The organism is Lysinibacillus sp. GW823-FHT02G10, from assembly GCF_058797135.1.
In genome coordinates, this window is the sequence record NZ_JBXAJI010000001.1 from 655,253 (window position 1) to 677,715 (window position 22,463).

At 38.3% G+C, this 22,463-nt stretch carries 25 protein-coding genes; 14 read left to right on the forward strand and 11 right to left on the reverse strand.

The window, feature by feature from the left end:
- Positions 1–114 precede the first annotated feature (114 nt).
- The 6 genes from AC1RFD_RS03230 to AC1RFD_RS03255 form a co-directional block, all read right to left on the reverse strand.
- Complete coding sequence (locus AC1RFD_RS03230) at positions 115–504, reverse strand: RDD family protein (protein ID WP_048390139.1); 390 nt, start codon at positions 502–504, stop codon at positions 115–117.
- A gap of 63 nt (positions 505–567) precedes the next feature.
- A complete protein-coding gene (locus tag AC1RFD_RS03235; RefSeq protein WP_115673921.1) occupies positions 568–1,530 on the reverse strand; it encodes a carbohydrate kinase family protein in 963 nt (320 codons plus the stop codon).
- A complete protein-coding gene (locus tag AC1RFD_RS03240; protein WP_004229564.1) occupies positions 1,530–2,414 on the reverse strand; it encodes a DMT family transporter in 885 nt (294 codons plus the stop codon). The genes AC1RFD_RS03235 and AC1RFD_RS03240 overlap by 1 nt, the downstream gene beginning before the upstream one ends.
- 39 nt (positions 2,415–2,453) lie before the next feature.
- The gene (locus tag AC1RFD_RS03245; RefSeq protein WP_112117782.1) at positions 2,454–3,704 is read right to left on the reverse strand and encodes a glutamate-5-semialdehyde dehydrogenase; all 1,251 of its coding nucleotides are present in this window, start codon (positions 3,702–3,704) and stop codon (positions 2,454–2,456) included.
- A 13-nt stretch (positions 3,705–3,717) separates the two neighbouring features.
- A complete protein-coding gene (proB, locus tag AC1RFD_RS03250; RefSeq protein ID WP_048390146.1) occupies positions 3,718–4,812 on the reverse strand; it encodes a glutamate 5-kinase in 1,095 nt (364 codons plus the stop codon).
- Positions 4,813–5,202: 390 nt separating this feature from the next.
- Positions 5,203–5,586, reverse strand: a complete 384-nt coding sequence (locus AC1RFD_RS03255; protein ID WP_492474491.1) for a sodium:proton antiporter — start codon at positions 5,584–5,586, stop codon at positions 5,203–5,205.
- Between the two features lie 215 nt (positions 5,587–5,801).
- Between AC1RFD_RS03255 and AC1RFD_RS03260 the strand changes: the two genes are divergently transcribed.
- Together AC1RFD_RS03260 and AC1RFD_RS03265 are read left to right on the forward strand one after the other, a co-directional pair.
- Complete coding sequence (locus AC1RFD_RS03260; RefSeq protein ID WP_115673922.1) at positions 5,802–6,425, forward strand: LysE family translocator; 624 nt, start codon at positions 5,802–5,804, stop codon at positions 6,423–6,425.
- Positions 6,426–6,437: 12 nt separating this feature from the next.
- The gene (locus tag AC1RFD_RS03265) at positions 6,438–7,226 is read left to right on the forward strand and encodes a DUF1835 domain-containing protein (RefSeq protein WP_115673923.1); all 789 of its coding nucleotides are present in this window, start codon (positions 6,438–6,440) and stop codon (positions 7,224–7,226) included.
- 142 nt (positions 7,227–7,368) lie between these two features.
- Here AC1RFD_RS03265 and AC1RFD_RS03270 read toward each other — a convergent pair whose 3' ends face one another.
- Positions 7,369–7,935: a DUF5412 family protein gene (locus AC1RFD_RS03270; protein ID WP_054550836.1), complete on the reverse strand. Its 567-nt coding sequence runs from the start codon at positions 7,933–7,935 to the stop codon at positions 7,369–7,371.
- Positions 7,936–8,025: 90 nt separating this feature from the next.
- The gene (locus AC1RFD_RS03275) at positions 8,026–8,907 is read right to left on the reverse strand and encodes a LysR family transcriptional regulator (RefSeq protein WP_048390154.1); all 882 of its coding nucleotides are present in this window, start codon (positions 8,905–8,907) and stop codon (positions 8,026–8,028) included.
- Positions 8,908–9,192: 285 nt separating this feature from the next.
- On the opposite strand from AC1RFD_RS03275, the gene AC1RFD_RS03280 reads away from it, so the two are divergent.
- Both AC1RFD_RS03280 and brnQ read left to right on the forward strand, forming a co-directional pair.
- Positions 9,193–9,945, forward strand: coding sequence for an alpha/beta hydrolase (locus AC1RFD_RS03280; RefSeq protein WP_048390156.1), 753 nt, complete (start codon positions 9,193–9,195; stop codon positions 9,943–9,945).
- Between the two features lie 166 nt (positions 9,946–10,111).
- Positions 10,112–11,452, forward strand: a complete 1,341-nt coding sequence (gene brnQ, locus AC1RFD_RS03285; protein ID WP_054550837.1) for a branched-chain amino acid transport system II carrier protein — start codon at positions 10,112–10,114, stop codon at positions 11,450–11,452.
- 48 nt (positions 11,453–11,500) lie between these two features.
- Here brnQ and AC1RFD_RS03290 read toward each other — a convergent pair whose 3' ends face one another.
- Entirely contained in the window at positions 11,501–12,259 is a 759-nt protein-coding gene (locus tag AC1RFD_RS03290) for an SDR family oxidoreductase (RefSeq protein ID WP_048390161.1), read from the reverse strand.
- 155 nt (positions 12,260–12,414) lie between these two features.
- On the opposite strand from AC1RFD_RS03290, the gene AC1RFD_RS03295 reads away from it, so the two are divergent.
- Complete coding sequence (locus tag AC1RFD_RS03295) at positions 12,415–12,996, forward strand: TetR/AcrR family transcriptional regulator (protein WP_048390162.1); 582 nt, start codon at positions 12,415–12,417, stop codon at positions 12,994–12,996.
- A gap of 384 nt (positions 12,997–13,380) precedes the next feature.
- On the opposite strand, the gene AC1RFD_RS03300 is transcribed toward AC1RFD_RS03295, so the two are convergent.
- Positions 13,381–14,553: a YhgE/Pip domain-containing protein gene (locus AC1RFD_RS03300; RefSeq protein ID WP_492474492.1), complete on the reverse strand. Its 1,173-nt coding sequence runs from the start codon at positions 14,551–14,553 to the stop codon at positions 13,381–13,383.
- A 58-nt stretch (positions 14,554–14,611) separates the two neighbouring features.
- Positions 14,612–15,199, reverse strand: a complete 588-nt coding sequence (locus AC1RFD_RS03305; RefSeq protein ID WP_227744833.1) for a TetR/AcrR family transcriptional regulator — start codon at positions 15,197–15,199, stop codon at positions 14,612–14,614.
- A 153-nt stretch (positions 15,200–15,352) separates the two neighbouring features.
- Between AC1RFD_RS03305 and AC1RFD_RS03310 the strand changes: the two genes are divergently transcribed.
- The 9 genes from AC1RFD_RS03310 (at position 15,353) to rarD (ending at position 22,396) form a co-directional block, all read left to right on the forward strand.
- Positions 15,353–15,667 carry a PadR family transcriptional regulator gene (locus AC1RFD_RS03310; protein ID WP_492474493.1) on the forward strand — a complete coding sequence of 105 codons (315 nt, stop codon included), beginning with the start codon at positions 15,353–15,355 and terminating at the stop codon, positions 15,665–15,667.
- Between the two features lies 1 nt (position 15,668).
- Positions 15,669–16,205 (forward strand): DUF2812 domain-containing protein, encoded by a 537-nt coding sequence (locus AC1RFD_RS03315; RefSeq protein ID WP_333879954.1) that lies wholly within the window; start codon positions 15,669–15,671, stop codon positions 16,203–16,205.
- Positions 16,206–16,282: 77 nt separating this feature from the next.
- Positions 16,283–16,813, forward strand: coding sequence for a DUF2812 domain-containing protein (locus AC1RFD_RS03320; RefSeq protein WP_131519803.1), 531 nt, complete (start codon positions 16,283–16,285; stop codon positions 16,811–16,813).
- 13 nt (positions 16,814–16,826) lie between these two features.
- Positions 16,827–17,732, forward strand: a complete 906-nt coding sequence (locus AC1RFD_RS03325; RefSeq protein WP_054550841.1) for an ABC transporter ATP-binding protein — start codon at positions 16,827–16,829, stop codon at positions 17,730–17,732.
- A complete protein-coding gene (locus AC1RFD_RS03330) occupies positions 17,716–18,960 on the forward strand; it encodes an ABC transporter permease (RefSeq protein WP_081011063.1) in 1,245 nt (414 codons plus the stop codon). The genes AC1RFD_RS03325 and AC1RFD_RS03330 overlap by 17 nt, the downstream gene beginning before the upstream one ends.
- 139 nt (positions 18,961–19,099) lie before the next feature.
- The gene (locus AC1RFD_RS03335; protein WP_404804140.1) at positions 19,100–19,357 is read left to right on the forward strand and encodes a hypothetical protein; all 258 of its coding nucleotides are present in this window, start codon (positions 19,100–19,102) and stop codon (positions 19,355–19,357) included.
- 66 nt (positions 19,358–19,423) lie between these two features.
- Entirely contained in the window at positions 19,424–20,593 is a 1,170-nt protein-coding gene (locus AC1RFD_RS03340) for a toxic anion resistance protein (protein ID WP_048390185.1), read from the forward strand.
- Between the two features lie 223 nt (positions 20,594–20,816).
- A complete protein-coding gene (locus AC1RFD_RS03345) occupies positions 20,817–21,353 on the forward strand; it encodes a hypothetical protein (RefSeq protein ID WP_048390186.1) in 537 nt (178 codons plus the stop codon).
- A 134-nt stretch (positions 21,354–21,487) separates the two neighbouring features.
- Positions 21,488–22,396: an EamA family transporter RarD gene (rarD, locus tag AC1RFD_RS03350; RefSeq protein WP_048390187.1), complete on the forward strand. Its 909-nt coding sequence runs from the start codon at positions 21,488–21,490 to the stop codon at positions 22,394–22,396.
- Positions 22,397–22,463 lie beyond the last annotated feature (67 nt).

A 22,463-nucleotide genomic window follows, 5' to 3' on the forward strand; every position in this document is an offset into this window, starting at 1 on the left:
CTCTAAAGAGAATTCCATACTACTTTCTGTAATGGTTAGGCGATCAGGAAGATTAACACTTTAGCAAAATGCGCCAATTAAAGAAAGCTGCCCAAACGATAAGGCAGCTTTCCTTTATTTTTTCTTTACAACCGTACCTGCAAAGCTATCATGAGGAAGACGTTGACCATGCTGCTGCTCAAAGGCTTGGCGATCTTTAAGATAATCGAACGTACTGATAGTGTCTCGATAAGCCATGCGTTTAATAATTTGACATTCTGATAATGGACGACCATCTTCATTTTCGAGTGTCAATCCCATTGCTTTGTAGCCAATCGTTTGTCCGTTTTTACGGAGTTGTGCATATTCTAGCGCCCACAATACCACGGTTGGCGTAACGAGTGCATGAACAGCCTCATTTTTTACTTTTTTTCGTAGGAAGTATTCAACCCCAAACGTGACAGCTGTTGAAACAGCTGTATCGATTAAAAATGCAGCTGTGCGTTTTTTTGTCATCGATTCCATATAAGCCCTCCTTTAATGACCTGTCACTAGTACATACGAACAATAAGAACAAAAAGTTTCGATTTATCCTAGTTTCATATCTAATGAAAGTACAGGATAGGATGGAATCGCCCCATGCTTTGTTGTTGAAATGCCCGCATATCCGTTTGCAAAAGATAGCAGAGACATTGCATACTGTTCACAATGAGCTGCCACTTGATCTACTGTTAGTTGATGATGAAGAAATTGACTTAAAATCGCGCCAATAAAAGCATCACCAGCACCAGTTGTATCAACGGTTTGTACCTTGTTAGCAGGAGCCTTCACATGATGTTTTTTCGTATATAAGGTAGCCCCAGCAGCACCATGTGTAATGATAATAACTTCTACATATCCCTTGAATAACGTTTGAACAGCTTCCTGTTCATCTTCTAGAGTTGTTAAAAACAACAGTTCTTCCTCTGAAAGCTTGACAATATGGGCTTTTGGTAAAAAGGCTAGAATGGTTTCACAACACGCCGTCTTATCCTGCCATAAAGGAAGGCGCACATTCGGATCGAAGGATATAAGGCTTCCTGCTTGATGTGCCTGTTCAATAAGGGCAAGATGTGCTTGTTTCATAGGACTCTCTACAAGATTAACAGAGCAAAAGTGAACGATATCGTGCGCTGTTAATAGCTGCGAGGGGAGGTATTCCTGTTTGTATAAGAGATCTGCAGCATGTCGGCGATAAAATTGAAAATCTCGTTCGCCATGTTCATTTAATGAAACAAAGGCAAGACTTGTTTCACCATCCGTTGATTGACGAATAAACTGTGTATCTACACCTGCTTGCTGCAACGTTTTGATTAGGAAGTCACCAAAGGCATCCTGACCGACTTGTGTGAGAAGGGCCGCCTGCTGTCCTAGCTTTGCACAGACAGCGGCTACATTGGCAGGTGCTCCTCCTGCATGTTTAGTAAAATGCTCAATGTTGGCTAGGGAGCCGTGCTGCTGTGTCGGTGTAAAGTCAACTAATAATTCTCCAATTGTGAAGAGCTTGCCCATTATGAGACCTCCTGTGGTAGTCGCTTTTTCTTAGGAACATAAATGGTATAAAAAATACCAGCGAAAATGAGAAGGATCCCCATCGTTTGCGTAAAGCTTGGCATAAAATCAAGCAATAGCATATCCAGTAAAATGGCGACAACAGGGTCGACAAAAACCAATACAGAGACAAGAATCGTAGACAGGCTACGAATACTATCAAAAAATAAATAGTAAACAAATCCTGTATGAATAAAGCCTGTGCCGAGTATATAAAACCAATTAGTTGACGTTAATCCATCAAACAGCGAGAAGTCGATAAAAGGCAGTAGTATCACGATTCCAACTGTTGTTTGAATATAGGTTAACGCATACGAGCTAAGCTTCGTGATGGTTTTGCTTGTTAGCATTGTAAGGGCATAAAATACTGCTGACAGTAATGCCCAGATAAAGCCAGATTGCATAAATTCTGAGAACGACACAAAATTATTGAGACCGATGATAAAAATACTACCGATAAAGCAAGTGATTGTTGCGACAAGTGCCTGAATGGTCATTTTTTCCTTCAAAAAGATAGCGCCTAAAATTAACACAAATATGGGGGCTAAATTATAGATGGAAATGGCAATTGAAATGGACATTTCCTCAAAGGCTTTAAATAAAAATACCCAGTTTAACACAATAAAGACACCGCAAATAAGCGTTTGAAAAATTTCTTTCTTATCCCATACCTCTGTTTTATGTCCACCAGTGATGAGCCACATACCACCTAGAAAGAGGGTTGCGCAAATGCATCTAACAAAGACAAGCTCTGTAGCGGGAACACCAGTGTGAACGGTAAAAAAGCCGATGGAACCAAACAGTGCCATGGAGACTGTTAGTTTAATGATTGCTGAGATGTTCATACGAAACCTTCCTTCTATTATTTTATGAAACTATAAGAACTATTCACGAATTTGGCCGTTGCCATGAATAACATATTTTGTTGATGTTAATGCAGGCAAGCCCATTGGTCCACGGGCATGTAGCTTTTGTGTACTAATACCGATTTCTGCACCATAGCCAAATTCAAAGCCGTCTGTGAAACGGGTGGAGGCATTATGATACACTGCTGCTGCATCAACATTGTTTAAGAACGTCTCGGCGGTTAATTGATCTTCTGTAATGATGGCCTCAGAATGATTTGTGCCAAAGTATTGAATATGCTCAATCGCTTCATAGACATTTTCCACCAATTTAACGCTTATTTTTAAATCAAGGAACTCTGTCGCATAATCTTCCACCGTAGCTGGAAGGGCAGCTGCAAATTGCTGACATACTTGCTCATCACCGATGATGGCTACACCTGCATGATGAAGGGACGTTAAAAGCTGGACACCATGTTCTTGAAACCAAGTAGGATGAATGAGTAAGCTTTCTGCTGCATTACAAACAGAAGGACGCTGTGTTTTAGCATTCAGACAGATTTTTTCTGCTTTTATGTAATCCGCCATTTCATCCACGTAAATGTGACAGTTGCCTGCACCTGTTTCCAGTACAGGAACAGTCGCTTCATTGACAACTAAATCGATCAGAGCTTTGCCACCGCGAGGAATGAGCACATCTAAGTACTCTTTTAAATGGAAGAGTTCTTTGGCTGTTTCGCGGCTTGTATCCTCAATTAATTGAACAGCATCTGTAGGGATGGATGTTTTAGCAAGCGCGCGATGAATACTTGCAACAAGAGCCATATTAGAAAACTTAGCAGAGGAGCTTCCACGCAAAATAACTGCATTGCCCGTTTTTAGGGAAAGTGTTGCTGCATCGATCGTGACATTTGGTCGAGCTTCATAGATCATACCAATAACACCAAGTGGCACAATTCGTTTTTCAATGCGCAGCCCATTGTCTTTTTCAATGCGTTCAACAATTGTACCTACTGGATCGTTTAAGGAGATGAGTAAATGAATGGCATCGGCCATTGCCGCAATCCGTTCTTCATTGAGCATGATGCGATCTAACGTAGACGCAGGAATACCTTGCTGCTCACCCTGTGCCAAATCCTTTGCATTTTCAGCCATGATATCAGGTTGATCGATTAATAGCTGTTCTGCAATTTTTTTCAGTGCCTCATTTTTCTCGCAGGTTGTTTTAATATTTAACATGTAGCTTGCGGCTTTTGCGCGTTGTCCTTTTTCTTGAATTTCACTTGTCATTTGTCATTCCTCCTTAATTCGTTTGAATTTTCAGCCATTTGTCTCGGTGAATTACCTCAATAGGGCTTTTCAGCAATGTATCAGTCCGTTTTCCCATGGCAGAGATAAGCTCTTGGGATGAGTACAGTACTTCGCCGCGTCCTAGTAAGTCCTTCTCACTATAGACTTCAACAACATCACCATTTACAAAATCACCTTCTACACGATAGACGCCAGCAGGTAATAGACTTTTCCCATTATTCATTAAAGCCTGTTCAGCACCACTATCTATAAAAATTTTACCAGAAATTTCCGTAAGTGCAATCCACTGTTTATGATTTGTTAACACAGCAAGCTCGTCATGCTCCACATAAGTGCCATCACCATGTCCTGCTAAAATATCGACGAGCTTCTGTGCACCATGACCTGTTCCGATAAATACCTTCACTCCTGCACGTAGCGCTGTTCGGGCAGCCAGAAGCTTAGAGGCCATGCCACCTGTGCCAACCTTTGATCCTGTACCATCCGCAAAGCTTAGTAGATCATCTGTAATAGCTGCTAATCGATCAATGCGCTCTGCCTGAGGGTTTTTATTGGGATTGGCATTATAAAGGCCATTGATATCTGTTAAAATGATGAGCTGATCTGCGTGGACAAGTCCACTGACGAGTGCTGAAAGCATATCGTTATCTCCAAAGGTTAATTCACTAATTGACACTGTATCGTTTTCATTAATAATCGGTAGCATGGATCGTTCTAACAATTCCTCGAAAGTCGCATAGGCATTTTTATAGCATTCTTTTTTAGAAAAATCTGTTCGTGTCAATAATATCTGTGCAGGCATGATATCGTAAATACTAAATAAGGCACTGTACGTTTGAATAAGTAGGCTCTGTCCTACAGCAGCAGCTGCCTGCTTTCCTTTCACTGTCACAGGGCGAGCAGGGTAGCCTAGTTGTTTAAAACCCGCCGCTACAGCACCTGACGAGACAAGCAACACTTCATGACCCAATTTCTTCAACTCGGCGATTGCCTGCACATGGTCCATTAAGCGAACTTTATCGATTTCACCCTTCACATTCGTTAAAGAGCTACTACCAATCTTAACAACAATTCTTTTTCTCTCCATCTCACTACCTCCATCATTGCTGAATCAAGATAAAAAAAGCCTTTTCATCCTAAAAATTAGGACGAAAAGACTTGCCTTCCGTGGTACCACCTACATTGAATATCATGCGACATTCCACTTTTCTCATAACGCTCGAGACTGCGCCTAGTTTGGCTAGGACGTTTCACGAAGTAGGTTTCATTAGTCTTTCTTGTACAATGCCTTTCAGCCGATGGGCATCGCTCTCTTTTCAAGCAGTGGCTAACTACTGGTCTTCGTTCGTTTTCTCATCTATTGACTAAAGGATGCACTACTTCTATAAGTCTGTCAAGCTGAATGGATAAATTACTTGAAAGTTTTGATAAATTAAGAAAGGGATGCGCTAAAACGCTAAAGAGATCGCTTATTCAATTATTTAAACCACCAAATCGCAATGAAAAGGGGAAGCATAGCCAGTACAATGACAAAGAAACTCCAAATGACTTGTTTCCCCGAAGACATATTTTGGGGTTTAATGCTCATTTGTTCATACAGCTGGTTAATGGCCCGTTGCTCTTTCGCATAAAGCATTGCTTGAAATTCTTCGTAATCTTGTATATAGCTAGATGGGGCACGTGGACTGAAGCGTAAATTTCGAATGGAATCTGTAATCTCTTTGTCAGCCATCCAATACGTGATGACAGGTGCTAAGCCTGCGTTTTGTGTGGCCTTTACTTCAATGTCATGGGATTTCATTTTATAGTAAACCTGTCCATGCTCATCCTCATATTGCGTGACAATATCACTTACTGCCATTATCAATCACCTCTTATGGAAGTTATCTGGTTTATCATGAGTTTCTACTATTATAATGGATTAGGGAAGAAAAGTATCGCTTGAGCGAGCATAAATTGTGAAACCAAAATTTAAAAAAAGTTTTGGATAAAGTCATAAACTTACATCTAGTGAGAACAACGTCATGTAGTATAATGTATATAGTTTTTTAAAAGAAGTTGAAGGAAGGGAAAGTTTTGGACATCTCAACGTTATTTGCGTTTTTAGGGGCTGCGATGATTTTAACCATTATGCCAGGGCCCGATAATTTATTTGTGCTTGCCCAAAGTATTACACAAGATAAAAAAGCGGGTATTGCCACATCTCTTGGATTGTGTACAGGGCTACTTGTTCATATTAGTGCAGCAGTACTTGGTATTTCTGCGATAATTTATCAATCGACCATTATTTTTACCATCGTCAAATTTGCAGGAGCAGCGTATTTATTATATCTAGCTTGGCAATCATTTCGTGCTAAAGGAGACCCTTTTACGTTGCAACAGCAAAATACGCAAGCCTATATTAAATTATATAAAAAAGGAATATTAATGAATATTTTAAATCCTAAAGTATCGTTATTTTTCCTAGCGCTGTTACCACAGTTTGTTAATCCATCGGAAGGACATGTGGCGTTTCAAATGCTTATTTTGGGTATTGTATTTTTAATACAAGCGCTTGTATTATTTTCATTGTTTAGTATATTTGCAGGGAAAGTTAGACAAGTCATTATTGGTAAACCTGCGATTGCTAAACGACTAAATACAGTTCAAGGTATTCTATTCACATTTATCGGGATACAGATTGCCATCAGCAAACAGTAGGGAGGAATGGACATGGCTATTTTACATATTACCTTTAGCTTAGCAACGCAGGGTTCTATGAAACTTGCAATTCGTCAACATCGTTTGCAGCGAAATGAATCAGTTCTAAGTGTCCATGATGATCTCTCGATTGGACCTCTTCAAAACTTTGAAGAACGTAAAACTTGGTTAGCCACGCATATTTTAGATGATGATGACCAGCAATTGTATGATGAGATGTATGAAAACTGGAGGAAAAAAATCGCTAATTTACCTTGTGATGTGGATGTGTGGATTTGGTATAGTCACAACACACATGAACAGATAGGACTGCGCTATGTGATGAGTGAGTTAATTCATAAATGCAGTATGGTGTATGGTATTGATGCAACGGAGAATCTGAAGAGTATTCACCCCAATTTAGACATTCGCCATACAGGCGAGCTTTCCTCGGAAATGCTAATGAAGCTTCGCCCTAGTGCAAAACGATTCTCTGTGCAAGAATGTCAGCAACTCGCTAAGGAATGGGAAAACATTAAAGAACAGCCAAGTACATTACGGTTATGGAAAAGTGAACTATTGCATGTAGAGGAAGATGCAATGGATGCATACATTATCGCCAGTGCAAAAAATTTGCATTTACAGCAAAATGAAGAGTGGCTAATGCCTACGCATATTTTGGCACAGACATTTGAAACATTTGTCCATTATGTAGGAAATGATTTTGTAGAGTATCGCTTACTGACGCTCGTCGAACAGGGAGTATTTGCAATGAAAGGCGATACAAATGATATTTTTTCTTATCAGGTTAAATTACTTTAATACATTTAAGAGAATGAACAGTAAAAAATCAGGCGAGCAAAGCCTGATTTTTTATTGTGCCAAATGCTTGAAGCCGTTTGTATTAGTAGTGCTCAAAGTCAGTCGTTTCAACATAATGATTCAGCACAGTAACTTAACCTTTTTAATTTTGATAACACTTTTCATATTCATCTTTCATTAACAAACTTTGACAAGCCAAGCCATTTTCATGATAAATCTCTTTATCAATACTTAATACTATACTTCTATTTGAATTGGTATAATTAGGCTCTTTATTAACAATGGATAATTTTTCTTCGTCTAGCCATTCCATCGAGAATTGACTTTTTGCCTCTGCATAATAGACGATTTTGTTTGTGTGAGCATTATTATTTAAAATTTCTATCCATACATGAACACCACCACTTGGACCTGCACCACCATATGGTTCATAATAAGCGTGCGCTGTATATTCCCCTGTAGGAGATGACACAGATTCGGGCACCTTTTGCGTATCTTTTTTATCTAAAGTACTAAACGTAAAAAAATATTGGATATATATAAATATTCCCAAAAACAGTACTAAACCTGTCAATAGTGCTGTTAGTGTTTTTTTAGGGAAGTTTTTCTGTTTAAAAAAGAAAATCATTAATTTGATTACAAAAATGAACAATACGATCAAGGTAAATAAAAATACAAAGAAACCTAATGTATTAAGTAATAAATTCAAATTATTACCTCCCTAGTATGGTAAAACAGTGCCTTTTAGAAAATAAAGCGAGTAACAAGGACATCTAGATGATGTTGTTACTCGCTCTTTCTATTTATTGTCATAAAAATCAAAGACAAATTGTTTAAACTGACGTGCAGATGGCGATAAATAACGATTTTCTATCCAAGCCATGCCTATAATTCGTTCACATACCATATCCTCAACATGAATTTTAACGATTTTTTTGGGATTTAAATCCTCATCATCGGGTAGTAAGGAAACGCCAAGCCCCGCACCAACAAATCCAGCGATTGTCGATACTTCATCACCTTCATAAGAAATTTTAGGCTTAATGCCCGCAGCATTTAATAAGCGATCAGCTGAGCGGCGTAATGCATAGCCTTTTTTCATTAAGACAAAACTTTCATGCTCTAATTCTTTCATTTTGATGCTTTTACGATGGGCTAATGGATGGTCAATTGGGACCATTATAAAGAGCTCATCTCGCCATAATTCCTTCCAACAAACTGGCGGCTCTGTATCGATCGCGGCTAGTAGGCACAAGTCTAACTCACCTGCCAGTAATTGTTTTAACTGTGAATGGGAGTAGTTTTGTGTGAAATGAAAACGGATATGGGGATGTTTTTGACGGAAGGCACGAATCAAGTCGGGTACAATACTCGTTCCAAGTGTATGTAAAAAACCGAGTGATACATCTCCAAGTTCTGGATTATTAAGCTCCTGTAATTCTAAAACAGCCTTTTCATATTCTTTACGCATGCGCTGGACACGATATAAAAATAGCTCTCCATATCGGTTTAGCATAATCGAGCGCCCTTGTCTGTCGAAAAGCGGTACACCTAATTCTTCCTCCAGCTTTGAAATTGAACGACTAAGTGCTGGCTGTGAAATCGCTAATGCTTCGGCAGCCCGTGTCATATGCTCTAACTTTGCAACGGTTACAAAATATTCTAATTGTTGCCACTCCATTTTTTTCACCTCTTTTCTTGTGATTTTTAAGTTATCTGCATTATAACGGGAAACAGACGGGAAGTATAGGTAACAAAAAATTTTTAAAAGGACGTTGCAATTATTTAGCAGAAAGGAAAAGTTAAGTAGCAGAAAGTGTGATAGTACAGCCGTTAAGTTGACATCATTCATGCACAATAGACATTGATTTGATAAAAACTATAAATTGTACATTATGAATAAAGGGTGATAAGATAGACACATAAAATACACAATTATTAATTTCCGTGAAGGGGATATCATAAAATGAAGTTAACAAAGCCACAACCTCTAACAATCGAGGGAGGCAAAAAAGCCGTACTATTACTGCATGGATTCACAGGTAGCACAAAAGATGTGAAAAAGCTAGGAGAATTTTTATCTCAACGAGGTTACACTGTGCATGCACCAATTTATAGTGGGCATGGCGTAGAACCAGAAGCATTATTAGAAACAAAACCAGAAGATTGGTGGAACGATGTAGTAGAAGGTTATAACTTCCTACAAAAGAAAGGCTATGAAGAAATCGCTGTTGTTGGGATTTCACTTGGAGGCGTCTTTTCGTTAAAGGTCGCAGAGACATTCCCAGTGAAAGCATGTGTAGCGATGTGTGCACCGATTACACGTGATAATTCAAAAGGCTTATTTACACGTTTGTACCACTATGCTCGTTTATATAAACACTTTGAAAATAAATCAAAAGATCAAATTATTTCAGAATTACATGAATTACGTATTTCACCGAAGGATTCATTGGACGGCGTAACACGTTTAACAACAGAAACGCGTGAAGAATTATCAACGATCAAAGCACCAACTCTTGTGTTACAAGGCTCACTAGATGATGACCTATATCAAGAAAGCGCACCTTTTATTTTAAATACTGTGGAAACAGACGACAAAGAAATCATTTGGTATGAAAACTCTGGTCACATTATTACATTGGACAAAGAACGCGATAAAGTGTATGAAGATGTTTATAAATTTTTAGATCATATTGAATGGTCAGTTGCAAACTAAGAAGGGGCTGTCAGTAGACAGCTCTTTTTTTGTTGAATCTCACTGGATAAACGAAAAAACTATTGTAATTATAATAAATGCTTGATAACATGATGAAATTGTAGTGAAAAATCATTCGATTAAAATAATTTGCTATAGTCTAAAACTTCTAAGGAGCACATCAATTATGCAACAAAAAATACCTTTTTCAACTTACGCAGTCATTGGTACCATGTTATTTGGACTGTATTTTGGAGCAGGGAACCTAATTTTTCCTATTCAAATGGGTCAATTTGCTGGGACTAATTTTTGGTTTGGATTAATCGGATTTTTAGTGACTGCTATCGGCTTACCATTCCTCGGAATTTTGGCAATTGGCTTATCAGGTAGTAATGGTTTACGTGATCTAGCCAATCGTGTTCATCCTATATTTGGTATTATTTTTTCATTGGCACTGTACTTAACAATCGGACCATTCTTTGCCATCCCACGTACAGCAACTGTACCTTTTGTAGTAGGGTTTGAGCCATATATTCAAGCACAGCATGCAACACTGCTACTTGCTGTATTTAGCTTTATATTTTTTGCCATTGTCTACTATTTTTCTTTAAATCCAGCGAAAATAATGGATTATATCGGTAAATATTTAACGCCTGCATTTTTAGTTGTTTTATTTATTTTAATTATTACAAGCATTACGAAGCCAATGGGCCATTTCCAGCAGCCAATTGGTGAATATATGGATGCCGCCTTTATGACAGGCTTTAAAGAAGGCTATAATACGATGGACGCCCTTGCCTCACTAGCTTTCGGGATTGTTGTCATTAATGCAATTAAAAGTGCAGGGATTACAGATCGTAAGGAAATTGCCAAGGCTACATGGACATCAGGTATTTTTGCGATGGCTTTAATGACGCTGATTTATGGTCTCATAACATATATGGGCGCTTCCAGTATTAATGCTGTCGGGACTTTTGATAATGGTGGTTTAATCTTTGCGGCAGTGGCCGATCATTATTTCGGCTCATTTGGAGCTATTTTATTGGCGGTCATCATCGTGCTCGCTTGCTTAAAAACAAGTATCGGCTTAATTACATCTTGTAGTGAGTTTTTCCATGAGGTATTTCCAAAAATTAGTTACAAATGGTTTGTGTTTCTGTTGTGTGCTGTATCCTTTACGATTGCGAATTTTGGTTTAAACAATATTATCAAATATGCTATTCCAGTTTTAATGTTCTTATATCCATTAGCAATCGTCCTAATCTTGCTCGCTCTAAGCTCATCCTTCTTTAAGAATAAGCAAACAGTGTATGCCATAGCGATGATTTTTACATTTTTCATTAGCCTGATTGATGGCTATAAAGCTCTGGTAGAAAGTGTGCCAGATGCGAAGTTAGGTATATTGGATGCAGTAGAGAAATACTATTCTGCGATGCTACCTTTTTATGATATTGGCTTAGGATGGATACTGCCAGCGTTAATAGGGGCAGTAATTGGAAGCATGATTCCGTCTCGAAAAGTTATATAATGAAAGAAACACGCACAGAAAATGTCTCTGTGCGTGTTTCCTTATGGATTAGTAAGCTGTCCAGCCACCATCAACAGCAATAACTTGTCCATTCACAAAGCTAGCCTCATCTGAGCCTAGGAAGATCGCTAATTGAGCGATTTCTTCTGGCTGACCAGCCCGCGGATTGATGGATAGTCCTAGTGCTTGTCGTGCAGCACCTGTTTGGCTCATATTTGTCATAGAAGAGGCGATATTGGTCATCACTGCTCCTGGCGCAATACCATTACAGCGAATATTTTTATCAGCATACATAAAGGCTGTATTTTTTGTTAAACCAACTACCGCATGTTTTGAAGCTGTATAAGCAGCCCCAGCCCGTGCACCATATAAGCCACCTGCAGAAATATTATTGACAAAGACACCGTGACCTTGTGCAAGGAAAATTTCGGTAGCCATACGCATAGAGCGCATAACAGCTGTTGTATTCACTGCAAATACTTTTTCCCATCGTTCATCAGAAATTTCTCCAACTGGCTCCATACCATCCATAATACCTGCATTGTTGACTAATATATCTAATTGACCATAGTTCGTTTTTGTTTCATCAAATAAGCGTTGTAAGTCTTCTGTTGATGCGACATTGGTTTGAATGGCAAATGCTGTTCCTCCAGCCGCTTGAATACCTTCCACAACCGCTTGGGCACCCTCTAAATTTAAGTCTGAAACGGCAACCTTAGCGCCTTCTTTTGCATATCCTTCTGCAATGGCTTTCCCCATACCTGAAGCTGCACCTGTCACAATGGCTACTTTACCTTCTAATCTCAACTCAAAGACCTCCTCATAGTAATTTCTTTACTTATTGAACATCTGTTCATTAAAATCATATAATAAAGATGAAAGCGATTTCAATATGCAAAAAAACGGGATGTGTTGAGTAATCAACACATTTGGACAATCTGTTTATTAAGGAGTTGAAAAAATTGCGCACTACGGATTTACGGATTATTAAAACGAAGCAAGCTCTCCACGATGCTTTATTGACCTTGCTTAGCCAAAAACCATTGGAGCAAATCTCCATTGCTGAAATTTGTAGAGAAGCAAAGGTCAATAGAGGAACCTTCTATTTACACTACGAGCAAAAAGAGGGGCTCTTTGAAGAGTACTTTCAGGAGATAATGGAGGATTTATATCAATCCTATGAAGAACCCTATCGTGCCGTCACGACATTGGATACAAATCAATTAGATCCCAATACTATCCGTATTTTTCATCATATTGAACGCTTTAAAATGTTTTACCGTATCGTCTTTTCTAAAAATGTCCCGCTGACCTACTATTACATGCTATTTGATGGGATTTATTCCCTGCTAAAACGCGATATTACCACACAGCACATACATCAAATGGAGGATCATATCTCGATCGACTATTATAGTGCCTATCAAGCAAACGCCATCATCGGACTCATCATCCAATGGTATCGCGGCGATTTCAGCGATAGCGTGACCATGTTAAATCAACAGCTAGCAGCTATTTTAAAGAATGTGAGGAGTGGGGGATAGAACGCTTGAATCGAAGGATAGAAGAGAAAAAGTGGCGGATAGAACGCTCAATTTGAAGGATAGAGTAAGAAGTGACGGATAGAATGCCAGAATTGAAGGATAGAAGAGAAAAAGTGGCGGATAGAATGCCCAATTTGAAGGATAGAGAGAGAAGTAGCGGATAGAACGCTCAATTTGAAGGATAGAAGAGAAAAAGTGGCGGATAGAACGCTCTATTTGAAGGATAGAGTAAGAGGCAGTGGATAGGACGCCAAAATTGAACGATAGTATTAGGAAAAGTAGCGGATAGCCAGCTCAATTTGAAGGATAGAAGAGAAAAAGTAGCGGATAACCACTCAAAGAGAAGGTCTACATCAACTTGTAGACCTTCTCTTTTCTATTAAATCATCGGACTGGAGCTGGCTTAAATGTGACGATCAACGTAGCAATGGCTAGTGTCACGAAGATGATGATGGCCAATGAGCTACTGTTTTGCAGGAGATTATCAGAACTACCACCAAAGATGATTGTGTAGTAGCCATCTGCTCCATACGAGGCAGGTAGCATGGCAGCGACCTGTTTGTATCCTTCAGAAAGCATGGTTTTTGGAACAAGTACACCTGATGTTACTAATTGGAGTGAGAGAGCACAAATATTAAATATCATCCCCATATTCCCAAAGGCAATTACAAATACTTGGGCCAAGCTAAGGAAAGCAAGATACATTACAGATTGGAAGAGATAAATCGACAACAGGCTTTCTTGACTATCGATATTAAAAAGGTGCATCAAACCAATTGTTATGAATGGCAATGTAAAGGCTACGCCCACATTGAGTAGCTGTCGTGCGAGAAACAATTGCCATTTTGATAGGCTGTCTTGAACGAGTTGTGCTGCTTGCTGGTGTTGCATAATCATAACCATCGCTCCCACAAAGGAGGAGATGATGACCATAAGTGGGACAAAGTTTGCAGCAAATCCCTTTACATCATTGGTTTTTACAATCGTACCATCGACGGCATGGTCTTTGACATTCATTACAGTCGTTTTGACAGAAGTGGTAATTTGTTGAGCAGTGTGTTGCTCGAAGGGAAGCTGAGCAAATTGTTGAGCAAAGACTGCAACGGCTTGATTTTGTTGCATTGGATAGAGGGCTTGATTGATTTCTTCTGTTAATTGCTTTGCTACACCCTCCATCATATTTTTCGCTACACTTGCATTGGCTTGATTAATCGCATAAATAATTTCAGCCTCTTTCCCTGCTTGAATTTGATTTGTAAAATCGGGTGGAATTTGCATAATCATATTAATTTGTCGTTCGTTTAATGCGCGCTCAGCTTCCTTCATCGAAGAATAGTCCTTCATTCCAAAGGGGATGGAGCCTTTGATGTTCTGTGCTACCTGTTGACCCATTTCAGAATCTTCCACAACAATACCAATGCTTAACTGTTCCGCTCTTTCATTGACACCATCATAGGCAGTCATCCAAATTGTAAAGAATATTAATTGGAAGGCAATGGTTGCAACAATGCCGATATAGGTTTCACGAACTCGCAATAGTGCTTGTAAACCTGTCATTTTTTATTCCCCCTAAAATTAAGTAAGTACTTACTTGCATTGATTAGAAAAATTTTTTCTAGGAAACGAGTCCCCTAGAAAAAATAGCAACACTAGTTTGTAAAAGTTCTTCAGTTGGTAAGTCAGACACGATAGTTCCAAGGCGAGCACGTGACATAAAATGACCAAAATTCAAAGCTATAAGCGATAACGCTGCTGCTTCAAAATCAACTTCTCTTATTTTTCCTTGTTGATGCATCTCTTGAAAATAGTGAATGAGCTCCTTTTTTATGAGGAGCGGGAGATTGGCGATTTCCTCACTAATTTCAGGAAATTGAATAGATTCCTTAAAGCCGATCATGACAAAATCTTTAATCGACATTAAAAAATGAAAATGCTTCAGTGAGAAATTTAATAAATCCTTTTCTAATTCCCACGTTACATTTTGATTGATCTCCTGCTGTAGAAGAGGATAATAAGAAAATTGCTCAATAATGGCTTTTAATAAACCACGTTTGTTGCCAAAGTGACGAAAAAGAGTGACCTCATTGACACCTGCTAATTCTGCAATGGTTTTGGTAGTTGCAGCTGTATAGCCTTTTTCACTAATCAATTGTAGAGCAGCTTCGATAATTCGTTGCGCAGTTCCTTTCGTTGTCAAGAACATACTTCCTTCCATGCAAGTAATTACTTACATCCTAGCATAGTGTACGAGGATCTGCAACACTGTGAATGAGCGTTGACAATTATATCGACTGCTGATATATTTTGAATATATCGACTGGCGATATATTGATGGACGATATAAAGGAGGATTTGTATGACACAGGAGCATCCGCCATTAACAGAGGGCGTTTATTATATTTTATTAGCATTATATGAGGCGAGGCATGGCTATGGCATTATGAAATTGGTGGAAGAAATGAGCAATGGAAGAGTGCGCTTAGGGGCCGGAACCATATATGGTGCGATTAAAACATTGTTGGAACGAGGATGGATAGAGGCACTTGATGGAGATGGCAGAAAGAAAGAATATATTATTACTGAAACTGGAAAAACAGTGGTGGAATATGAAATTTTACGATTAAGGGAACTTTTTGACAATGGTATCCGTATAACGAGAGGAGTTGAATAATATGCATAAATATCGATTGATGATTAATCCCTATGCAATAGAGAAGTGGGTCAATGACATGGCTAGTCAGGGCTGGCACTTAAAAAAATTTACATGGATTCGTTTTACGTTTGAGCGTGGAGAACCAAACAGCTATATTTATCGCCATGATGAATTAGAGCGATACGGTACGCACTATGAAGAGGAATTTCTCGAATTTCTCAAATCCTCTGGCATTGAACAAGTAGACCGCTCTGGAAATTTTGTATTTTTTAGAAAAGCAGCACAGGAAGGTCCATTTGAGCTGTATACAGATAAAAAAACGAAAATTGGTAACCTGTCAAAAAAGATGAGGATCCTGCTTTCTCTTATTCTACTTAATTTGTTCATTGGACTGATCGGTTTAATTGGCGATTTTTCGGAGCAAACAACAGACTGGGTTGGTTTTGCGTTAAATACGCTGAATCTTGTGGTTGTTGTAGTATTTGCCCTCCCATTCTATAAGCTTATGCGTATACGTAATCGATTAAAGAGAGAATTAAATGTATTTTCGGATTAACGAAGCGTCTATTATTTTCCGGGAAATCAGAAAATAATGAAAAAGGAAGCATGATTTTATAGTAGGAGTGATGCAAAATGAAAAAAAGAATGTATCGTTTTTTTATTGATTACGAAAAGGAAGAACGCTGGGTCAATGACATGGCAGATCGGGGGTGGAATCTTAAAAAGACAGTAGTAGGCTACTTTGTTTTTGAAAAAGGGACACCAGGTCAATATATTTATCGAAATGAATTTATCAATAGAAAGTCGAAGGATTATTTTGAGTTTCTAGACGAAATGCATATCGAGTGTGTGTCTAAGTTTGGTGGGTGGGCCTATTATCGAAAACCAAAATCGGAGGGCCCTTTTGAGATATTTTCAGATGCTTCCTCGAAAATAAAATATATTAAATCCATGAATCGCATTTTTATATTCGTGCTACTGTTAAATTTAATCATTGGTATTTATAATCTATCGCTAGGTTTACGGGAATTCGTTGTAGGATCTATGAATACAAGTGTGGGGTGCATGAATTTGATTGTCGCCTTACTGCTATTCATTCCTATAGTAAAAAATGAAAATCGTAAAAAGGGCTTGAAACAAGACTTACATATATTTGAAGGATAAGGAGGAAGACAACATGACATTACAGTTACAGCATGTCACAAAGAAGTACAAGGATTTTACAGCTGTAGATGATTTAAATTTTACCATTGAAAAAGGGGAAATTTTCGGTCTAATTGGTCAAAATGGTGCAGGAAAAACAACGACATTCCGAATGATTTTAGATTTACAGGAGACGACAGCGGGGACGATTACTTGGGATGGGCAGCCAGTTAATGCCATTAACCGAGATGTCCTTGGTTATTTACCAGAGGAGCGTGGTATTTTCCCAACAATGAAGGTAGAGGAGCAGCTTTACTTTTTTGGTGAGCTACGTGGCATGAAACGAGCAGAGCTGAAAAAGGAAATAGATTTTTGGATTCAACGCTTTGAACTGGAGGAAAAACGCAAGGATAAGGCAGAAACACTGTCAAAGGGGAATCAGCAAAAGGTACAGCTAATTGCAAGCTTTATCCATAAACCTGCGTTTTTAATTTTAGATGAGCCGTTCAGTGGGCTAGATCCCGTCAATAAAGATTTACTAAAGGATGCTATTTTACTATTGAAAGAGCAAGGCACGACGATTTTGTTCTCCAGTCACCAAATGGACAATGTCGAGGAGCTTTGTGATCATTTGTGTTTATTAAAACGAGGTGTTTCTTTATTTTCTGGAAGCTTACTAGATTTAAAGAAACAATATGGTAAAACAAAGCTTGCTGTCCGTACGGATTGGTCAACAACACAATTATTGGCACTTGATGGTGTCAAGGATGTGCGTGTAGAGAAGGAGCAAACAGTGCTTACATTAGTGGACGAAAGCTTTGCTCAAGGTATCTTTGAGCAGCTATCCAATGGGAAGTATATTGAAAAATTCAGCTTAGATTATTTATCGTTAGATGAAATCTTTAAAGATAAGGTAGGTGGCCATGTTGTCGAAGTTTAGTTTATTAATGAAGCAATTATATAAAGCTAAAATTAAATCAAAATCCTTTATCTTAATGACTTGTTTATATGTAATTGTCATGTCAGTGGCTGTCTTCTGGTCAGAAATTAAGGAATTATTCACAGGTGATGATGAAGCACAGCAAATCGCGATTATTAATAAAACCTCTGCTGATCTAAGTGGTATTTTTGTCTCGAATGGAGATATGAATTTTATTCAAGATGAGCAAGATGTATCGACCCTTGAAAAAAGAGTAAAGGATGGCAAGCTGGATGCGATTGTGACGATTAACGACCAAAATGGTCAATTACATGCGGAAATTGCTACGTTTACACCACTGAAATTAAACGATCAATCTACATTATCATCCTTATTACAATATGCAGGACAACACTATGCCGTACAACAATTATCGCTTTCACCTGAGCAAGCGGCACAAATCATGGCAGCTCAAACAACAATTTCCACGAAAAACTTAAATGAGGCATCAACAGGTGGAAAAAGTGAAGAAGAAAAGCAATCAGGGCTAGTAGTTTCCTATGCGGTAGGAATTTTAATCTATTTCTTCATTTCTACATTTCTATCGATGATTACGACTGAAATAGCCTCTGAAAAAGGCTCACGCGCAATGGAAATGCTGTTAGTTAGTGTCAAACCTGGGACACATTTTAAAGCAAAAATCGCTGGAGTTTTATTGCTCGCTTTAACACAGATGGGTATTATTGCGATCGTGTTCCTTATCTATGCGAAGTTTATCAAAGGTGGAATGGTTTGGGATGCAGCTGCTAGCATTGTCAAGGAATTGTCCGTTGGCTATGTCATCTATGCTATCGTATTCCTACTGTTAACAGTTATCCTTTATCTTATTATCGGTGCATTATTTGGCTCTTTAGTATCGAAAGTAGAAGAGGCGGGTCAAGTATTAATGCCTGCGATGATTATTACCATTATTGGCTTCTATGTTATGCTGACAGGCATGGGGAATCCAGATACAATTATCATTAAAATATTCTCTTATATCCCACTAACTTCTGGAATGATCATGCCAATGCGTATTGGCGCTACAGATATCGGTGGCATTGTACCATTACTTTCTTTAGGAATTTTAGTCGTAACGATTGTTGTCGTATACCTATTCAGTTTATCGTTCTATAAACGTAGTGTATTGACATATAGCTCTGGCGGCGTCATTCAAAAAATTAAAACGGTATTAAAGGTAACAACATAACATAATGGCAGCTACATGGATAATGTAGCTGCTTTTTTGGTGTCATGGTGCCATTGTTAGCAAACAATGTAAAGGAATTTACGGAATCAGTCGAATTTTGGCTAGAAAGAAGCTATAATTTATAAAAGGGGATGGGATGATGTTAGCTAAATCAGAGGTGGAGGCAATTCTTGACCGATCATCAAATCAGCGTTTAGCAACAATCGAAGAAAAAGCGCAGCTCTTTCAAAAGCTTCAACAGCTGTGCGCTACTAGTAAAGAAATAGCAGAAATTCTTCACTATTGCACTGAAGTGGAAATTTTTGTTGATAATGCTCACCCTAATCAATATAGTTTGCAATATAAGGTACACCAGAATGACTATTGTATAGCAGATTCGTATTTTTTCATCCTATAGAAAATGAAACTTTTTTACATGGTAATCGTAAGTAATTAGTAGAGATAAATTGCAGGGGGTAAACATATGTCTGAATTCAACAATGATCTTTTAAAATCCAAGGACCCATTCGCTTCAGAAAATCCTTTATTACAGCCAAATCCACTTTTACAGCAAACGGCTGAGCAAAAGCCAGTACTTGTATCTGAGCAGGAACTATCACAAATCGCTCAAAACCAGCTAATGTTAAAGCAGGATCCAGAGGTTCATACACTTGCACAAAAAATTGATGTCAAAGATCAAATTGCCATGCTAGAGCTCGGTAAAGAAACGGCAAGTGGCATTTCAACCTTTTCTGATAAAATGCTCGCAACGATGAAAGCTAGTAAGCTGGAAGAATCGAGTGTGCTTTTAAATAACCTGAATAAAATTATGGATAAATTTGATCCACAGGATTTTGCGGAAGAGAAAAAGGGCGGTTTCATCTCCAAGCTCTTTAACAAAGGAAAAGAGCAATTGGAAAGATTCTTATCTAAGTATGACAGCATGAATAAAGAAGTGGATGTCATTTACCGTGAAATCCAAAAATATGAAGGGGAAATGAAGCGTAATACCATTGACCTTGAAAATTTGTATGATCAGAACTTAAACTACTTCCAATCATTAAGTAAATTTGTTGCAGCTATTGAAGTGAAAACAGAAGAGGTTCGTGCGTCTTTACCAGCACTTGAACAAAAGGCTCAAAGTGGTGATCAATTGGCAGCTATGGAATATGAAACAATGCTACGCGCTGTGGAATTATTAGAGCAACGTCGCTATGATTTAGAAATGGCACAACAAGTATCATTCCAATCAGCACCACAAATTCGCTTAATGCAGCAAGGGAACAATCACCTAATTGCCAAGATTAATTCTGCCTTTGTCACAACGATTCCGATCTTTAAGCAGGGGCTTATTCACGCAGTGACATTAAAGCGTCAAAAGTTGATTTCTGATTCTATGGTGGAACTAGATCGCCGTACGAATGAAATGCTTGTGCGTAATGCTGAAAATATTAGTAAGAACAGTGTGAATATTGCTCGTCAAGCTGGTAGCCCAAGCATTAAAATCGAAACCATTGAAACAACATGGCAAACAATTATGGCTGGTATTCAAGAAACAAAGCAAATTCAAGCAGAAACAGCAAGAAACCGTGAAGAAGGTCGTAAACGTATTGAGCGTTTGCAATTGGAGTATGAGAAACTGAAAAAAATGTAAGGCTAAAGCTTCTTGCAGCTATTGTTGCAAGAGGCTTTTTTTATGGAAAGGGTAGGCAGGTAGAGGCTCCTTCCACACAAGGGAAATGATCTTTGACAAAAAGCAAAAAAGTGATTATGATAATGTTAAATGAGAATGATTATCAAATAGAAAAGGAAGCGGAAAGATGCTACACAAAGGTATTCGATTACATGTAATTATTCGTGGAGGTGTGAAAAAATAAATGGCAAATAAAATAAATCCCTCTACATTGTCGTATGAGCCGTTTAAAGATGGAACGCTTGCTCTATACACGACAGATAGCTTAATGATTGTACCGCAAAGTCGCTATCTAGAGCTTCTGCATATGGAAGAGTTATATAATGCTATGTATAAGGATTTAGATAACAAGCAAAATGGTTTAGAACGAGAACGAAAAATGCTAAAAAAACAAAATGCACAGCTAACAGAGGATCTACAAAAGTTAAAGCAGCAAAACACGGTCTTGCAGAAAAAGGTCACTGAATATAATTGTGTGGTGGAGGAGATGAAGGTGCTCCGTCAACAAAATACAGACCTTCTCATTGAACTAAGTAAATATACAGCGATGTCAAGAGAGTCATTGACGGGGCCCTTGAAGTCGATGATTCGAGATATGCGTGAGCAAGGGGTTGGAATTAAAGAAATCCATATTCGCATCAAGCGCCAAATCAATCCAGAGATTAGCTATAGTACTGTACGCAAGTATATTTCTGAGCTAGAGTCGGAACAAAAAGGTTAACAGCTTTTAAAAGGAACTAGAAATTTGGCATTTACAGCAGCTACTCAAAGTCCTATAATGAGTCTATTCTTTAACTAGTTTAAGATTATAGGAAATCGTTAACCGATTTCAGTAAGAGTAGGAGCGTTAATATCATGTCAAATGAGAAAAAAGGAGTTTTGGCAGCCTTTTTTGCCTATGCCTTTTGGGGAGCATTCCCTCTATATTGGAAATTACTTGAGCATGTACCAAGTATGGAGATTTTATTATCCCGTGTCATTTGGTCCTTTGTCTTTACGGTGCTGGCAGTACTCGTATTTCGAATGCGTCAGGATCTCGTAGCAGATTTAAAATATTTATGGTCACATCAAAAGCATTTCTGGCAGCTTGCGGGTGCATCCTTTGTCATTTCAATGAACTGGTATTTATATATTTGGGCAGTGACGCATAATCATCTCATTGAAACGAGCTTAGGTTATTATATTAATCCGCTATTGTCTGTAATTTTCGGGGTGATTTTCTTTAAAGAATCGCTGAGTCGTGCACAATGGGTAGCAACAGGAATTGCTTTTATTGCGGTGATTATTTTAACGATCAATTACGGCTCAGTACCTTGGGTAGCTTTATTGATTGCGCTATCTTTTGCTATTTATGGTGTGCTGAAAAAGAAAATTACACTGGATGCTACAAGAGGCCTAGCCATTGAAACGTTATTGATTTTACCCTTTGCATTAGGCTATTATGTCTATCTTTTTGCTACACATCAAGCCTCGTTTTTACATGTCGATGTTAAAACAGATATTTTGATGATCTTTAGTGGTTTAGTAACAGCCGTCCCGCTTATTTTATTTGCGAAGGGGGCACAAAATATTCCTTTATATTTACTAGGGTTTATCCAATATGTATCGCCAACGATTGTCTTGATTTTAGGTATCGTGCTATACAAAGAGCCATTTAGTCAGGTTGAGCTCCTTGCATTCAGCATTATTTGGGCAGCTTTACTTTTATTTTCTGGTTCGAAAATTATAGAAACAAGAAAAGCCCATCATAAATCAGTTTCGTAAAAGACTTGTAGATTTTTCTACAGGTCTTTTTTTGTAACTTTTACCATTTCGCTTTGTAATGGACAAA

Excerpts from the sequence above, each read along its gene's own strand:
- AC1RFD_RS03230 (WP_048390139.1), bottom strand. The coding sequence starts at position 504 with ATGGAATCGATGACAAAAAAACGCACAGCTGCATTTTTAATCGATACA.
- AC1RFD_RS03235 (WP_115673921.1), bottom strand. The coding sequence starts at position 1,530 with ATGGGCAAGCTCTTCACAATTGGAGAATTATTAGTTGACTTTACACCG.
- AC1RFD_RS03240 (WP_004229564.1), bottom strand. The coding sequence starts at position 2,414 with ATGAACATCTCAGCAATCATTAAACTAACAGTCTCCATGGCACTGTTT.
- AC1RFD_RS03245 (WP_112117782.1), bottom strand. The coding sequence starts at position 3,704 with ATGACAAGTGAAATTCAAGAAAAAGGACAACGCGCAAAAGCCGCAAGC.
- proB (WP_048390146.1), bottom strand. The coding sequence starts at position 4,812 with ATGGAGAGAAAAAGAATTGTTGTTAAGATTGGTAGTAGCTCTTTAACG.
- AC1RFD_RS03255 (WP_492474491.1), bottom strand. The coding sequence starts at position 5,586 with ATGGCAGTAAGTGATATTGTCACGCAATATGAGGATGAGCATGGACAG.
- AC1RFD_RS03265 (WP_115673923.1), top strand. The coding sequence starts at position 6,438 with ATGGCTATTTTACATATTACCTTTAGCTTAGCAACGCAGGGTTCTATG.
- AC1RFD_RS03275 (WP_048390154.1), bottom strand. The coding sequence starts at position 8,907 with ATGGAGTGGCAACAATTAGAATATTTTGTAACCGTTGCAAAGTTAGAG.
- AC1RFD_RS03280 (WP_048390156.1), top strand. The coding sequence starts at position 9,193 with ATGAAGTTAACAAAGCCACAACCTCTAACAATCGAGGGAGGCAAAAAA.
- brnQ (WP_054550837.1), top strand. The coding sequence starts at position 10,112 with ATGCAACAAAAAATACCTTTTTCAACTTACGCAGTCATTGGTACCATG.
- AC1RFD_RS03300 (WP_492474492.1), bottom strand. The coding sequence starts at position 14,553 with ATGACAGGTTTACAAGCACTATTGCGAGTTCGTGAAACCTATATCGGC.
- AC1RFD_RS03305 (WP_227744833.1), bottom strand. The coding sequence starts at position 15,199 with ATGTTCTTGACAACGAAAGGAACTGCGCAACGAATTATCGAAGCTGCT.
- AC1RFD_RS03310 (WP_492474493.1), top strand. The coding sequence starts at position 15,353 with ATGACACAGGAGCATCCGCCATTAACAGAGGGCGTTTATTATATTTTA.
- AC1RFD_RS03315 (WP_333879954.1), top strand. The coding sequence starts at position 15,669 with ATGCATAAATATCGATTGATGATTAATCCCTATGCAATAGAGAAGTGG.
- AC1RFD_RS03320 (WP_131519803.1), top strand. The coding sequence starts at position 16,283 with ATGAAAAAAAGAATGTATCGTTTTTTTATTGATTACGAAAAGGAAGAA.
- AC1RFD_RS03325 (WP_054550841.1), top strand. The coding sequence starts at position 16,827 with ATGACATTACAGTTACAGCATGTCACAAAGAAGTACAAGGATTTTACA.
- AC1RFD_RS03330 (WP_081011063.1), top strand. The coding sequence starts at position 17,716 with ATGTTGTCGAAGTTTAGTTTATTAATGAAGCAATTATATAAAGCTAAA.
- AC1RFD_RS03335 (WP_404804140.1), top strand. The coding sequence starts at position 19,100 with ATGTTAGCTAAATCAGAGGTGGAGGCAATTCTTGACCGATCATCAAAT.
- AC1RFD_RS03340 (WP_048390185.1), top strand. The coding sequence starts at position 19,424 with ATGTCTGAATTCAACAATGATCTTTTAAAATCCAAGGACCCATTCGCT.
- AC1RFD_RS03345 (WP_048390186.1), top strand. The coding sequence starts at position 20,817 with ATGGCAAATAAAATAAATCCCTCTACATTGTCGTATGAGCCGTTTAAA.
- rarD (WP_048390187.1), top strand. The coding sequence starts at position 21,488 with ATGTCAAATGAGAAAAAAGGAGTTTTGGCAGCCTTTTTTGCCTATGCC.